General features: G+C 66.7%; 13 protein-coding genes. 5 read left to right on the plus strand and 8 right to left on the minus strand.

Annotated features, from left to right (window positions below; genetic code table 11):
* The first annotated feature begins 140 nt into the window (after nt 1-140).
* Nucleotides 141-1,925, plus strand: coding sequence for a lipid A export permease/ATP-binding protein MsbA (gene msbA, locus ACSFBL_RS14850; RefSeq protein ID WP_435516557.1), 1,785 nt, complete (start codon nt 141-143; stop codon nt 1,923-1,925).
* Between the two features lie 151 nt (nt 1,926-2,076).
* On the opposite strand, the gene rng is transcribed toward msbA, so the two are convergent.
* Genes rng through ACSFBL_RS14890 form a run of 8 tightly spaced genes read right to left on the minus strand, consistent with a single transcriptional unit; the run spans nt 2,077 to nt 8,914 of the window.
* Complete coding sequence (gene rng / locus ACSFBL_RS14855; protein WP_435516558.1) at nt 2,077-3,603, minus strand: ribonuclease G; 1,527 nt, start codon at nt 3,601-3,603, stop codon at nt 2,077-2,079.
* Between the two features lie 8 nt (nt 3,604-3,611).
* Nucleotides 3,612-4,217 (minus strand): Maf family protein, encoded by a 606-nt coding sequence (locus tag ACSFBL_RS14860; protein WP_435516559.1) that lies wholly within the window; start codon nt 4,215-4,217, stop codon nt 3,612-3,614.
* On the minus strand, nt 4,214-4,681 hold the full coding sequence (gene rlmH / locus ACSFBL_RS14865) for a 23S rRNA (pseudouridine(1915)-N(3))-methyltransferase RlmH (RefSeq protein ID WP_435516560.1): 468 nt from the start codon (nt 4,679-4,681) through the stop codon (nt 4,214-4,216). The genes ACSFBL_RS14860 and rlmH overlap by 4 nt, the downstream gene beginning before the upstream one ends.
* On the minus strand, nt 4,678-5,331 hold the full coding sequence (rsfS, locus tag ACSFBL_RS14870) for a ribosome silencing factor (protein WP_435516561.1): 654 nt from the start codon (nt 5,329-5,331) through the stop codon (nt 4,678-4,680). Before rsfS ends, rlmH begins: the two co-directional genes overlap by 4 nt.
* The gene (gene nadD / locus ACSFBL_RS14875) at nt 5,331-5,951 is read right to left on the minus strand and encodes a nicotinate (nicotinamide) nucleotide adenylyltransferase (protein ID WP_435516562.1); all 621 of its coding nucleotides are present in this window, start codon (nt 5,949-5,951) and stop codon (nt 5,331-5,333) included. The genes rsfS and nadD overlap by 1 nt, the downstream gene beginning before the upstream one ends.
* The gene (gene hemF, locus ACSFBL_RS14880; protein WP_435516563.1) at nt 5,942-6,868 is read right to left on the minus strand and encodes an oxygen-dependent coproporphyrinogen oxidase; all 927 of its coding nucleotides are present in this window, start codon (nt 6,866-6,868) and stop codon (nt 5,942-5,944) included. Before hemF ends, nadD begins: the two co-directional genes overlap by 10 nt.
* The gene (gene purD, locus ACSFBL_RS14885) at nt 6,868-8,163 is read right to left on the minus strand and encodes a phosphoribosylamine--glycine ligase (protein WP_435516564.1); all 1,296 of its coding nucleotides are present in this window, start codon (nt 8,161-8,163) and stop codon (nt 6,868-6,870) included. Before purD ends, hemF begins: the two co-directional genes overlap by 1 nt.
* A gap of 25 nt (nt 8,164-8,188) precedes the next feature.
* Nucleotides 8,189-8,914 carry a YebC/PmpR family DNA-binding transcriptional regulator gene (locus ACSFBL_RS14890; protein WP_435516565.1) on the minus strand — a complete coding sequence of 242 codons (726 nt, stop codon included), beginning with the start codon at nt 8,912-8,914 and terminating at the stop codon, nt 8,189-8,191.
* A gap of 148 nt (nt 8,915-9,062) precedes the next feature.
* Here ACSFBL_RS14890 and ACSFBL_RS14895 point away from each other — a divergent pair, with 148 nt between their 5' ends.
* Genes ACSFBL_RS14895 through ACSFBL_RS14910 form a run of 4 tightly spaced genes read left to right on the plus strand, consistent with a single transcriptional unit; the run spans nt 9,063 to nt 13,008 of the window.
* Nucleotides 9,063-10,424 carry an NAD(P)/FAD-dependent oxidoreductase gene (locus ACSFBL_RS14895; RefSeq protein WP_435516566.1) on the plus strand — a complete coding sequence of 454 codons (1,362 nt, stop codon included), beginning with the start codon at nt 9,063-9,065 and terminating at the stop codon, nt 10,422-10,424.
* Nucleotides 10,421-11,452, plus strand: a complete 1,032-nt coding sequence (locus ACSFBL_RS14900) for a chorismate transformation FkbO/Hyg5 family protein (protein ID WP_435516567.1) — start codon at nt 10,421-10,423, stop codon at nt 11,450-11,452. Before ACSFBL_RS14895 ends, ACSFBL_RS14900 begins: the two co-directional genes overlap by 4 nt.
* 15 nt (nt 11,453-11,467) lie before the next feature.
* Nucleotides 11,468-12,265 carry a lysophospholipid acyltransferase family protein gene (locus ACSFBL_RS14905; RefSeq protein ID WP_435516568.1) on the plus strand — a complete coding sequence of 266 codons (798 nt, stop codon included), beginning with the start codon at nt 11,468-11,470 and terminating at the stop codon, nt 12,263-12,265.
* A complete protein-coding gene (locus ACSFBL_RS14910; RefSeq protein ID WP_435516569.1) occupies nt 12,232-13,008 on the plus strand; it encodes a glycosyltransferase family 2 protein in 777 nt (258 codons plus the stop codon). The genes ACSFBL_RS14905 and ACSFBL_RS14910 overlap by 34 nt, the downstream gene beginning before the upstream one ends.
* The last annotated feature ends 101 nt before the right edge of the window (nt 13,009-13,109 follow it).

Raw genomic sequence — 13,109 nt, forward strand, 5'->3', positions numbered from 1 at the left:
TCGGAGAGGTTGCCGAGGATTAAGTTTCTTGTCTCGGTCGGAAAGTGTGCACATGGTACACATTGCGATGGTCACGGCGTCACAAAACGTGTATGAACCGGCCCGGTCCTACACATGGCGCGCCCGTAGAATGCGCCGCCATGCAGCCCTCCCCCGCCGCCGAAGAAGCGCGCCCCCCCTTGACGCGACGACTCGCGCGCCTGATGACCTGGTTCGGTGGCTCGCGCCGCTGGTGGGCTCTCGGATTTTTCACTGCGCTCATCGCGGCGCTCACCGAACCGCTGATGCCGGCGCTCGTCAAGCCGCTACTCGACCGCGGCTTCACGCGCGGGCAACTCGCATTGTGGATCGTGCCCGTGGCGATGATCCTCCTGTTCGCGGTACGCGGGCTCGCGCAGTTCATTTCGCAATACGCACTCGCGCGCATAGCCAATGAAGGGATGCAGCGGCTTCGGCGCATGCTGTTCCAGAAGCTGCTCTCGGCCGAACTCGCCCTGTTCTCGCGCCAGTCCGCCAGCACGCTCTCGAACACCGTCGTGTACGAGGTCCAGACCGGCGGCATGCTGCTGGTGCAGGCCCTGCTGGGGCTGTCGCGCGACGGCCTGACGTTGATCGCGCTGCTGTTCTACCTGCTCTACCTGAACTGGAAGCTCACGCTGATCGTCGGCGTCCTCGTTCCCGGCGTCGGCTGGATCATGAAGGTGCTCTCCAAGCGCCTCTACCACCTCACCCGGCTGGGCCAGATCGCCACCGACGAACTCGCCTACGTGGTCGAGGAGAACGTGCTGGCGCATCGCGTGGTGCGACTGCACAACGCCGAGGCCAGCCAGACGGACCGCTTCGAGCGCCTGAGCCACAGCCTCAACCGGCTCGCGGTGAAGTCGACCATCGCGTCCGCCGCGATGACGCCGCTCACGCAACTGCTCGCCGCGGTCGCGTTGTCGGTGGTGGTGGTGATCGCCCTGTGGCAGAGCAACGAGCAGGGCCTGACCGTCGGCGGCTTCGTCGCCTACATCGCGGCGATGCTGATGCTCATCGCGCCGATTCGCCGTCTCGCCGACATGGCCAATCCGATCACGCGCGGCCTTGCGGCGCTTGAGCGCGGGCTCGAACTGGTCGACAGCGTCGGCGCCGAGCCCCAGGGGCGCCACGAGGCGGACCGCGCCAAGGGACACATCGAACTGCGCAAGGTGCGCGTCAACTACCGCGGCGAGGACGAGGCCCGGGCACTCGACGACGTCGACCTGACGATCGAACCCGGCGAGACCGTGGCCTTCGTCGGCCCATCCGGCTCGGGAAAGACCACGCTCGTCAACCTGCTGCCGCGCTTCGTGTTGCCGAGCACGGGCCGGGTACTGCTCGACGGCCACGACATCGGCGAGTGGAAGCTCCAGAGCCTGCGCGCCCAGTTCGCGATGGTGAGCCAGGACGTCGTGATGCTGAACGACACGCTCGCGGCCAATGTGGCGCTCGGTGCCCGCATCGACCGCGACCGCATCAACCAGTGCGTCGCCGCAGCCAATCTGACGGTGCATGTCGACAGCCTGCCGCAGGGCATCGACACCGTCCTCGGCCACAACGCGACCCAGCTCTCCGGCGGCCAGCGCCAGCGCCTCGCCATCGCGCGCGCCCTCTACAAGGACGCGCCGATCCTCTTGCTGGACGAGGCCACCTCCGCACTCGACACCGAATCCGAACGGCTGGTACAGGAAGCCCTTCAACGCCTGATGCAGGGCCGCACGACCCTGATCGTCGCGCACCGCCTGTCGACCATCCAGCACGCCGACCGCATCGTCGTCATGGACCACGGCCGCATCGCCGAACAAGGCAGCCACGCGCAGCTGATGGCGCTCGACGGCCTCTACGCCCGCCTGCAAAACCTGGCCGTCAGAGGCGCCAAGCCCGGCCAAGACCCCACGCTCTAGAAAACGCAGTCAGCCCCGATTCGCAGGGGCCGCCGCGCCCGGCCGCCCGAAGCGGCCGGCCCGCCCCCGGCAGGGGGTTGGCGGAGCGACACGTAGTGCGCGCAGCCTGGGGGCGAGTTGCAGACAGAAGTGCGCGCAGCCTGGGGGCGAGCTAGAGGAGAACGATGTCGTACTGGCCTTGGCCCATCGCGGGCTCCGCCTGGAGCGAAATCGGCTTGCCAATGAAGTCGCTCAGCCCGGCGAGATGCTGGCTTTCCTCGTCCAGGAACAGCTCGATCACCTGCGGCGACGACACGATGCGGAACTCGCGCGGCGTGAACTGGCGCGCCTCGCGCAGGATCTCGCGCAGCACGTCGTAGGCCACGCTGCGCGCCGTCTTGACAATCCCCTGCCCCGCGCAGGCGAGGCAAGGTTCGCACAGCATGTGCGCCAGCGATTCTCGCGTGCGCTTGCGCGTCATCTCGACCAGTCCCAGTTGCGAGAATCCGCCGGCCGTCGTCTTCACGCGGTCGCGCGCCAGTTGCTTGCGAAACTCCGCCAGCACCTGCTCGCGGTGGTCGTCGCGCGCCATGTCGATGAAGTCGACGATGATGATCCCGCCCAGGTTGCGCAGCCGAAGCTGCCGCGCAATGGCTTGTGCCGCTTCGAGATTGGTCTTGAAGATGGTGTCGTCGAAGTTGCGCGCACCCACGAAGCCGCCGGTGTTCACGTCGACCGTGGTCAGGGCCTCGGTCTGGTCGACCACCAGGTAGCCGCCCGACTTCAGGTCGACCCGGCGCCCCAAGGCTTTGGCGATTTCCTCATCGATCGAATAGAGGTCGAAGATCGGCCGCTCGCCCTTGTAGAGCTGCAGCTTGCCGGCCGCCTGCGGCATGAATTCGAGCCCGAACTTGAGCAGCGAATCAAACTGCTCGCGCGAATCGATGCGGATCGTCTGCGTGTCCTCGCTGGTCATGTCGCGCAGCACGCGTTGCAGCAGGCTCAGGTCCTGATGCAGGAGCGACATGGGCGGCATGCGCGACGAGAGTTCGCGGATGCGCGACCACATCTTGCGCAGGTAGGCAATGTCCTCGGCCAGTTCGGCGTCGCTGGAATCCTCGCCGTTGGTGCGCAGGATGAAGCCACCCGTGTTCGCAGGCACCACGCCCCCGCTGTCGGCCGCGGCTGCCGCCTCGATCAGCGCCTGCATGCGCGTGCGCAGCGCATCGCGCAGATCCGGCGGGATCTTCTGGGACACGCCGACGTGGTTGTCCTGCGGCAGGAAGACGAGCAAGCGCCCGGCTATGCTGATCTGCGTCGACAGGCGCGCGCCCTTGGTGCCGATCGGATCCTTGATCACCTGCACCAGCAGCGACTGCCCTTCGAACACTTGCTTCTCGATCGGCACCATCGCGCCGCCATTGCGGTGGTCGCGATCCGGTGCAACCGCACTCGGTCGTGATCCGGGCGTGAAAGGGGCCACGATGTCGGCCACGTGCAGGAAGGCGGTGCGGTCGAGCCCGATGTCGATGAAGGCCGACTGCATTCCCGGCAGCACGCGCGAGACCTTGCCCAGATAGATGTTGCCGACCAGCCCGCGTTCCAGCGTACGCTCGACGTGCAGCTCCTGCACGGCGCCGTGCTCGACCAGCGCCACTCGGGTCTCCTGGGGGGACCAGTTGATCAGGATGTCTTGCATCTGTTTTCTTAGAGCCTGAAGCCGGCCTGGCGCAGCAACTGGGCAGTCTCGAACATCGGGAGGCCCATGATGCCCGAATGCGAGCCGCTGATGTGTTCGATGAAGGCCGCCGCCCTGCCCTGGATCGCGTACGCGCCGGCCTTGCCGAGCGGCTCGCCGCTGGCGACGTAGTCCGCGATCCGCGGCTTGTCGACCTCGGCGAATCGGACATGCGAGACATTGAGCGCCGCGAGCCGCTTGCCGCCGTCCTGCAGCGCGATGGCGGTCATCACCCGGTGCGTACGGCCGGAGAGCATGTCGAGCATCCGCTCGGCGTCGCGCTCGTCCTCGGGCTTGCCCAGGATTTCGCGGCCGAGGGCGACGGTGGTGTCGGCGCAGAGGATGGGCGCTGCAGGCAGACCCAACCGCCCATGCCGCGCCACGGCCGCGTCGAGCTTGAGCCCGGTGACCCGCTGCACGTAGGCCGTCGGCGCTTCGCCCTGCAGCACGGCTTCCAATGCCTCGGCGTCCTCGTCGGGCGCGGCCAGCAGGAGTTCATGGCGGACGCCAAGCTGCCCCAGCAACTGCGCGCGGCGTGGGCTTTGCGACGCGAGATAGATGAATTCGGCGCTCATTCGCGGTGATACGGATGACCGGCATTGACCGACCACGCCCGATACAGCTGCTCGACCAGCAGCACCCGGGCCATCGCATGCGGCAGGGTCAGGTCGGAGAGCCGGATGCGTTCGTTGGCGGCAGCCTTGAAGGCCGGATCGAGGCCGTCGGGTCCGCCGATCACCAGGGCGACGTCGTCGCCCTCGCCCTGCCACGCTTGCAGCCGCGCGGCGAGCGCCTTGGTGGTGAGGGCGGTGCCGCGCTCGTCCAGGGCGACGATGCGCATGCCTTTCGCGATGGCGGACTCGATCCGCTCGCGTTCGGCGGCATACAGGGTTTCGAGCGTCTTCGAGCCGCGCGGCTCGGTCTTGACGGCGCGCAGTTCGAGCTTGAGTTCGGGCGGAAAGCGCTTGGCGTAATCGTCCCAGGCGGTCTGCGCCCAGTCGGGCATGCGCTGCCCGACTGCGACCACCAGGAGCTTCATGACCGGGCGGAGGCGGTCTTGCGCGCGGGCTTCCTGACCGCGGGCGCAGCCTTCTTCGATGCCGCGGTTTTCTTGGCGGGCGCCTTGTTCACCACCACCGTCTTCACCGGCTTCGGTGCTGCTACCTTCTTGGCCGGAGTCTTCCTGGCAGGCGCCTTCTGTTGCTTGGCCTCCTGCTCGGCGGCCCGGATCGCCGTCTTCGCGGCACTAGAGCGGCGCAGGGACGTGTTCTTCGCAGCCGGCGCCTTCTCTTCCGTGGCCTTGGCGACGGTGGGTTTCGTTGCGCCCAGCTTGGTGCGCACCGGCTTGTCGCCCCAGATCTCCTCGAGGTGGTAGTACTGGCGGATGGCCGGCTGCATGATGTGCGCCACCGCCGAACCGCAGTCGACGATGATCCACTCGCCGTTGGCCTCACCCTCCACCCGCGGCTTGCCGAACCCTGCCTCGCGCACCGCATCGCGCACGCTGGCGGCCAATGCCTTGGTCTGGCGGTTGGAGGTGCCCGAGGCGACGATCACACGCTCGAACAGCGGGGAGAGATGCTCGGTGTCGAATACCTGGATGTCCTGCGCCTTGACGTCCTCGAGGCCATCGATGATGGCTCTCTGGAGTTTCTGGGTGTCTTTCTTGGCGGCGGCTTCAGTGGTCATCAGGTGGAGCGGTAGAGGTGGTGTTGGTCAATATAGCGTGCAACCGCCGGCGGAACCAGACCGTCGAGGTCTTCGCCACGCGCTGCGCGCGCCCGGATGTCGGTCGCGCTGGTGTCCATCGGCGGGAGTTCGAGCTTTTCGAATCGCGCGGCAGGAGGGAGGGACGGCAGGGTGCTGGGGTCGAATGAACCGGCAGAGCCCATGGATGTTGCGCGAAATGCTACGGAAATTATAGCGGTCGAGAGAATCTCCTCCCAGCCGTGCCAGCGCGGCAATGACGATGCCTGGTCCGCGCCCATGATCAGCACCAGTTGCGCGGCAGGCTGCTCGCGTTGCAGTTCGCGCAGGGTGTCGAGGGTGTAGGTGGGCCCGGCACGCAAGATCTCGCGCGCGTCGACGACGGTCTTCGCGTTGCCATCGAAGGCCAGTCGCGCCATCGCAAGACGGTCATCGGCGGCGCTCAGCACGCGATCCTTGTGCCATGCCTGCCCCGTCGGGAAGACGCGCAACTCGGCCAGATCGAGTTGCGCCAGCGCCGCCCGGACCAGCGCCACGTGCGCGTCGTGCGGCGGATCGAAGGCCCCGCCGAAGATGCCGAGCCGTGGCTTGTTCAGAGCCATTCGCGACGCACGAGGAAATCGCTGTAGAGTGCCGCCTCCGCGCTTCCCGGCTCGGGCTCCTTGCGGTAGGCCCAGCTTGCGAGCGGCGGCATGGAGAGCAGGATCGACTCGGTACGCCCGCCCGACTGCAGGCCGAAGTGCGTGCCGCGATCCCACACCAGGTTGAACTCGACATAGCGCCCGCGCCGGTAAAGCTGGAACTCGCGCTCGCGCTCGCCATAGGGCGTGTCGCGACGTTGCGCCACGATGGGCAGGTAAGCGGGCAGGAAGGCATCGCCCACCGAGCGCAGCATCGCGAAACTCCGCTCGAAGCCGAGTTCGGAGAAATCATCGAAGAACACACCGCCGACGCCGCGCTGCTCGTTGCGGTGTTTCAGCACGAAGTACTCGTCGCACCATTGCTTGAAGCGCGGGTACTTGTCTTCCCCGAACGGCGCCAGCGCATCCCGGCATGCCCGGTGGAAATGCACCGCGTCTTCCTCGAAGCCGTAGTAGGGCGTGAGGTCCATGCCGCCGCCGAACCAGCAGACAGGGGCCGCATCCTGCGGCAACGCCGCCAGCATCCGCACGTTCATGTGAACGGTCGGCACGTAGGGATTGCGGGGGTGGAAGACCAGCGAGACACCCATGGCCTCGAAAGGCGCGCCCGCAAGTTCAGGGCGATGCTGCGTCGCCGAAGGCGGCAGCCGGGGCCCCTGCACCTGCGAGAACCCGCACCCGGCACGTTCGAACAACGAACCGCCTTCGAGAATGCAGGTCAGGCCGCTGCCCTGCAATGGCTCGTCGGGCGCCTTGCGCCACTCGTCGCGGACGCTCTGGCCGCCGTCCGCTGCCTCGACCGCCGCGACGATTTGCTGCTGCAGGCCGCGCAGGTAGGTGCCGACCTCTTGCGGGCTTGTGCCAGGCAAGCTCTGCATCAAGCCTGCGAACCGCGCGCGTGGACGGCGCGGTGCCCGATGTCCTTGCGGTATTGCGCACCGTCGAACTGGATGCGCGCCGCGACAGCGTAGGCCCGTTGCTGTGCCTGCTTGACGCTGTCGGCCAGCACGGTCACGCACAGCACGCGACCGCCGCTGGTCTTGAGTTCGCCGCCGTCGAGTGTCGTGCCCGCGTGGAACACCAGCGCGTCCGGCGCTTCGGGCGGGATGCCGGTGATGCGGTCGCCCTTGCGCGGATCGAGCGGGTAACCATGGGCCGCCATCACCACGCCGAGCGCGACGCGGCGGTCCCAGTCGAGCTCGACCTGGTCGAGCGTGCCGTCGGTCGCATGCCAGAACACCTCGAACAGGTCGGACTTGAGCCGCAGCATGATCGGCTGTGTCTCGGGGTCGCCCATGCGGCAGTTGAATTCGAGCGTCTTCGGATGGCCGGCCGCGTCGATCATGAGACCGGCATAGAGGAAGCCGGTGTAGGGGATGCCGTCCTTCTCCATGCCGCGGATCGTCGGCAGGATGATCTCACGCATGGCGCGCGCGTGCACCTCGGCCGTCACCACCGGCGCCGGCGAATAGGCGCCCATGCCGCCGGTGTTCGGACCTTCATCACCGTCGAGCAGGCGCTTGTGGTCCTGGCTGGTGGCCAGCGCGGTGACGTTCTTTCCATCGCACAGCACGATGAAGCTGGCTTCCTCGCCTTGCAGGAATTCCTCGATGACGACCCGCGCGCCGCCCTCGTTGTGGGACACGCCGAACTTGTTGTCCAGCAGCATGAAATCGATCGCCTCGTGCGCTTCGGCCAGGGTGGTCGCGACGACGACGCCCTTGCCCGCCGCAAGACCATCGGCCTTGATCACGATCGGCGCACCCTTGGCATCGACGTACGCGTGCGCCGCGGCCGCATCGGTGAACGCCTCGTACTCGGCCGTCGGGATGTTGTGCCGCTTCATGAAGGCCTTCGAGAAGGCCTTGGAGCTTTCGAGCTGCGCCGCGGCCTTGGTCGGCCCGAAGATGCGCAGGCCATGCGCGCGGAACTCGTCGACCACGCCGGCAGCCAGCGGCGCCTCGGGGCCGACCACGGTCAGCGCGATCTTTTCCTTCTGCGCCCAGGCTCGCAGCGCTGCAGGTTCCGAGATGTCGACGCACTCGTAGCGCGAATCGGCGCGCGTGCCGCCGTTGCCGGGCGCGACATAGATCCTCGATACGCGATCCGACTGCGCCAACCGCCATGCCAGTGCGTGCTCGCGGCCCCCTCCCCCGATGACCAGTACCTTCATTCGCAGTCTTTCGTTCGCGCTTCCGTCATTCGGACAGCGCTGCGTTGTGATAGACATCCTGCACGTCGTCCAGGTCTTCCAGGACGTCGAGCAGCTTCTGCATCCGGGCGGCGTCTTCGCCGGCAAGGTCGATGGTGTTCTCGGCGCGCATGGTGACTTCGGCCACCTCGGGCTTCAGGCCTGCGGCTTCGAGGGCGTTCTTGACGGTCTCGAAGTCGCCGACCGCCGTGAGCACTTCGATCGCGCCGTCGTCATCGGTGACGACGTCCTCGGCACCGGCGTCCAGCGCCACTTCCATCACCTTGTCTTCGCTCGTGCCCGGTGCGAACACGAACTGCCCGCAATGCTTGAACTGGAAGGCCACCGAGCCTTCGGTGCCCATGTTGCCGCCGTGCTTGGAGAAGGCATGGCGCACCTCGGCCACGGTACGCACGCGGTTGTCGGTCATGGTGTCGACGATGATGGCCGCGCCGCCGATGCCGTAGCCCTCGTAGCGGATTTCCTCGTAGTTGACGCCTTCGAGGTTGCCGGTGGCCTTGTCGATGTTGCGCTTGACCGTGTCGGCGGGCAGGTTGACCGCCTTGGCCTTTTCGACTGCCAGTCTCAGGCGCGGGTTGGCGCCGAGATCGCCGCCGCCGGTGCGCGCGGCGACCATGATTTCACGGATGGCGCGGGTCCAGAGCTTTCCGCGTTTTTCGTCCTGGCGGCCCTTCCGGTGCTGGATGTTTGCCCATTTGCTGTGTCCGGCCATGGCTCTGTTTCTCGCAGTCTTGTGATTTCAAAAAGCAAGCAGCGAGTTTACTGTCCGCCGCGCACAACGGCCGGGTTCGTCCGACAGGAGCGCCAGTGCCTTTTTGGGATACTCGGGGGGTCCCCCCTGATCAATCCCGCCGACGCGCATGAATATCCCTATAACTAAATCGGAAACTTCCGCGCCTGTGTCGGAGGCGTGCGACGTGCTCGTGATCGGCGGCGGACCGGCGGGCGCCACCGCGGGCGCACTGCTCGCCAGGCAAGGACGCAAGGTCGTTCTGGTGGAGAAAGCCCATCACCCCCGCTTTCACATCGGCGAGTCGCTGCTGCCGGCCAATGTGGCCCTCTTCGACAAGCTGGGGCTGCGCGACGAGATCGAACGCATCGGCATGCCCAAGTGGGGCGTCGAGTTCGTGTCGCCCGATCACGATCACGTCACCCGGCTCGAATTCGCCGAAGCCTGGGACAAGTCGATGCCCTACGCATGGCAGGTGCGGCGCTCCGAGATGGACGAGATCCTGTTCCGCCATGCCACTGCCGAGGGCGCCGAGACCCTCGAAGGCTGCCGCGTCCGCGACGTGAAGTTCGACGATGACGGCGCCACCGTGCAGGCGGTGCTCGACGATGGTGCCCAGCGCACCTGGCGCGCCCGCTTCGTGATCGACGCCTCGGGCCGCGACACCTTCCTGTCGAACAAGTTCAAGGCCAAGCAGAAGAATCCACGGCACAACAGCTCCGCGCTCTTCGGCCACTTCACCAACGCGGAGCGCCAGCCGGGCAAGCTGGAAGGCAACATCACGATCTTCTGGTTCCAGCATGGCTGGTTCTGGTACATCCCGCTGGCCGACGGCACGACCAGCATCGGCGCCGTGTGCTGGCCCTACTACCTCAAGTCGCGCACGAAGCCGTTGAAGGAATTCTTTGCCGACACCATCGCGATGTGCGAGCCGCTGGCCCAGCGCCTGAAGGACGCCACGCTGGTCGACGACGCTGTCTACGCCACCGGCAACTATTCGTACACCAGCACGCATTGCAGCGGCGAGCGCTACCTGATGCTGGGCGATGCCTTCACGTTCATCGATCCGGTGTTCTCGTCGGGCGTGTACCTCGCGATGCACAGTGCCTTCGAGGGCGCGGACGTCGTGGCGGCGGCGCTGGACCAGCCTGCGAAGGTCGCCTCGGCGGCCCGCCAGCGCTTCGAGCGCGACATGCGTAAGGGGCCGCGCGAGTTCTCGTGGTTCATCTTCCGCGTCACGAATCCGACGATGCGCGACTTTTTCATGTACCCCCAAAACCCGTTCCGGGTAAAGGAAGCTCTGATGTCACTCCTGGCCGGCGACATCCACGGCAAGACGCCCATCTGGCGCTCGCTGCGGGTGCTGAAGACCATCTACTACGCAGTGTCCGCCGGCCATCCGCGCCGGACGTGGGATGCGTGGCGGCGACGGCAACGCAACATCCGCGACCTCGGGCTCCTTGCGGGCGAGAACATCGTCGAGGCCAAGTGACAGCGCGCGTACCCCTGGGGGCGCCGCCCCTGCGCGTCGAGCGCGTGTCCCTCTCCGAAAGCCTGACCATGGCCGCCAACGGGCGCTCGCCCTTCGGCGCGCTGGGCTACGGCACACCCGACGATCTCGCATGGATGCCGACCGTGAATGCGCGGGTGCTTTCCGACGCGGGCGCGATGGCGGACGTATGGCACGCCAGCGAACACGTCGAGTCCGGCACGACCGGCGTCGTGCGCTGGCGCTGCGACGGGCACTGGATGCTCGGCGCGATCGATCTCGACGAAACGGTCGAGAAGCAGGGGCTCGCAGCGCTCGCCCAGCTGGCCTATCGCGATCTCTTCGCCGCGCTGGAACAGACGGGCTGCACGCATCTGCTGCGCGTGTGGAACTACCTGCCGCAGATCAACGGCGACGGCGGCGGACTCGAACGCTACCGGCAGTTCAATCTCGGACGCCAGGAGGCGTTTGTCCAGGCAGGTCAGGCGGCCTTCGAAGGTGCGCCTGCGGCCTGTGCACTCGGCATTCACCAGGGCGCGTTGTGCATTCGCTTCCTGGCGGGTCGCGTCGCCCCGCTGCCCATCGAGAACCCGCGGCAGGTGTCGGCCTACCGCTATCCGACCACCTATGGCCCGCGCGCGCCGACTTTCTCGCGTGCCGCGCTGGCGGAACTGGGTGGCGGCGATGTCGCGCTGTTCATTTCGGGCACGGCGAGCATCGTCGGGCACGAGACGGTGCACGTGGGCGAGGTGATCTCGCAAACCCAGGAAACGCTTCGCAATCTTGCGGCAGTGATCGCGGCGGCCAATGAGCGCACGAGCGCGCGATTCGACGTGGCGAAACTGGATTGCGTGGTCTACGTCCGCCATGTGGCCGATGCGCCGCTGGTGCGCCAAGTGCTCGAAGAGGCGCTGGGCCCTGCCGCGCACTCGGTGAGCCATGCCGTCTACCTCGAAGCCGATATCTGCCGCCAGGACCTGCTGGTGGAGATCGAAGCGCATGCCGTCGCCGGCGGCGCCTTGCATCCCTGAGGCCATGAGGGCGCGATGAACCGGCTGCTTCGTCTGGGGCTTTCCCTGCTCTTCGCGCTGCCCCTCTACGCGTTGCTGGTGCTGCTCGGGAGCATTTCGCTGGTCTGGAACCTGGTCGCGATGTTGCTCTACCCGGTCCTGCCGGTCGAGACGGGCCGTGCCCTGGGGCGTGCGGTGATCGCGCGCGCCTATCGCTTCTTCTGGGCGGCCGCGTCGGCCAGCGGGATGATGCGCATCGACGCTGCCTGCCTCGACGCGTTGAAGGAGGAGCGCGGGCTGATCGTCGTCGCGAATCATCCGACCATGCTCGATGCCTTGTTGCTGGTGGCGCGCCTTCCGCGCAGCGCCTGCATCATGAAGGCAGACTTGATGCGAAACATCTTCCTCGGCGCGGGCGCGCGTCTGGCGCGCTACATCCGCAATGATTCGGCGCGGACGATGGTGCGGCTGGCGGTGGACGATCTGAAGAAGGGTGGCCAGCTGGTGATCTTTCCGGAGGGCACGCGAACGGTGGCGCCTCCATTGAACAGGTTCAAGCCGGGTGTCACGCTGATCGCGAAGCTGGCGCAGGCGCCGATCCAGACGGTGTTCATCGACACGGATTCGCCTTATCTCGCCAAGGGCTGGCCGCTGTGGCGCGTGCCGCCCTTCCCTATCGTTTTCACGCTGAGGCTGGGCCAGCGCTTTGCACCGACGCAGGACAGCGACGCGCTGCTGCGGCAGATCGAACAATACTTTCGCCAATCCATGGAACAGCGCGCGCCCGACGCGCAGCCCGCATGCCAGACGTCTCGCGCACCCACCTTGTCTTGATCCCCAGCTACAACACGGGCGAACGCCTGTTCTCAACGGTGAGTGCGGCGCGTGCCGAATGGAACCCTGTGTGGGTGGTGGTGGACGGAAGCACTGACGGCACGGGCGAGCGCTTGCAGCAGATGGCGGCGTCGGACCCGGGTCTGCGCGTTTGGTTGTTGCCGGAAAACCAGGGCAAGGGGGCGGCGGTCCTTCACGGTCTGCGTGCTGCGCAGGAGGCTGGCTTCACGCATGCGTTGACGATGGATTCGGACGGGCAGCATCCGGCGGATCTGATTCCGGCTTTCATGCAGGCTTCGAAGGCGCGGCCGGAGACCATGGTGCTGGGACGTCCTGTGTTCGATGCGAGCGCGCCGCTGTTGCGGGTGCGGGGGCGGCGTGTCTCCAATGGATGGACTCAGCTTGAAACGCTGTTCGCGGGGATCGGCGATTCGCTCTACGGGTTTCGCGTGTATCCGGTGGCTGAACTGATCGCGGTGATGAAGCGGCAGCCGTGGATGCGGCGCTTCGACTTCGATACCGAAGCTGTGGTTCGGTTGGCATGGCGGGGGGTCAAGCCGGTCAATATCGATGCGCCGGTGAAATACCTCACTGCTGAAGAGGGCGGGGTTTCGCACTTTCGGTATGGGCGGGATAACGTGCTGCTGACCTGGATGCATGCGCGGTTGATGGTGGAGTTTGTGTTGCGGCTGCCTGGGTTGCTGTGGCGCAAGGGGCGAGGGTTGCCTCCTTTTCAGGGGTGAGTTTTCTGCTTCGTTTGGGGGGGCGCCCGGTAGGCGGTGCGGGCCGGTCGACCCCGCTACACCGGCCCTTCGGGCTGCCCTGCAGTGCTCGCTTCAGGCGG

The sequence above is a fragment of the Variovorax glacialis genome, from assembly GCF_051216375.1.
In the GTDB taxonomy this organism is placed as follows: Bacteria; Pseudomonadota; Gammaproteobacteria; order Burkholderiales; family Burkholderiaceae_C; genus Variovorax.

Bases quoted from the DNA above. Each gene is read 5' to 3' on its own strand.
- msbA (WP_435516557.1), top strand. From the start codon at position 141: ATGCAGCCCTCCCCCGCCGCCGAAGAAGCGCGCCCCCCCTTGACGCGA.
- purD (WP_435516564.1), bottom strand. From the start codon at position 8,163: ATGAAGGTACTGGTCATCGGGGGAGGGGGCCGCGAGCACGCACTGGCA.
- ACSFBL_RS14860 (WP_435516559.1), bottom strand. From the start codon at position 4,217: ATGAGCGCCGAATTCATCTATCTCGCGTCGCAAAGCCCACGCCGCGCG.
- rng (WP_435516558.1), bottom strand. From the start codon at position 3,603: ATGCAAGACATCCTGATCAACTGGTCCCCCCAGGAGACCCGAGTGGCG.
- rsfS (WP_435516561.1), bottom strand. From the start codon at position 5,331: ATGACCACTGAAGCCGCCGCCAAGAAAGACACCCAGAAACTCCAGAGA.
- ACSFBL_RS14910 (WP_435516569.1), top strand. From the start codon at position 12,232: ATGCCAGACGTCTCGCGCACCCACCTTGTCTTGATCCCCAGCTACAAC.
- hemF (WP_435516563.1), bottom strand. From the start codon at position 6,868: ATGCAGAGCTTGCCTGGCACAAGCCCGCAAGAGGTCGGCACCTACCTG.
- ACSFBL_RS14895 (WP_435516566.1), top strand. From the start codon at position 9,063: ATGAATATCCCTATAACTAAATCGGAAACTTCCGCGCCTGTGTCGGAG.
- ACSFBL_RS14905 (WP_435516568.1), top strand. From the start codon at position 11,468: ATGAACCGGCTGCTTCGTCTGGGGCTTTCCCTGCTCTTCGCGCTGCCC.
- ACSFBL_RS14890 (WP_435516565.1), bottom strand. From the start codon at position 8,914: ATGGCCGGACACAGCAAATGGGCAAACATCCAGCACCGGAAGGGCCGC.
- rlmH (WP_435516560.1), bottom strand. From the start codon at position 4,681: ATGAAGCTCCTGGTGGTCGCAGTCGGGCAGCGCATGCCCGACTGGGCG.
- nadD (WP_435516562.1), bottom strand. From the start codon at position 5,951: ATGGCTCTGAACAAGCCACGGCTCGGCATCTTCGGCGGGGCCTTCGAT.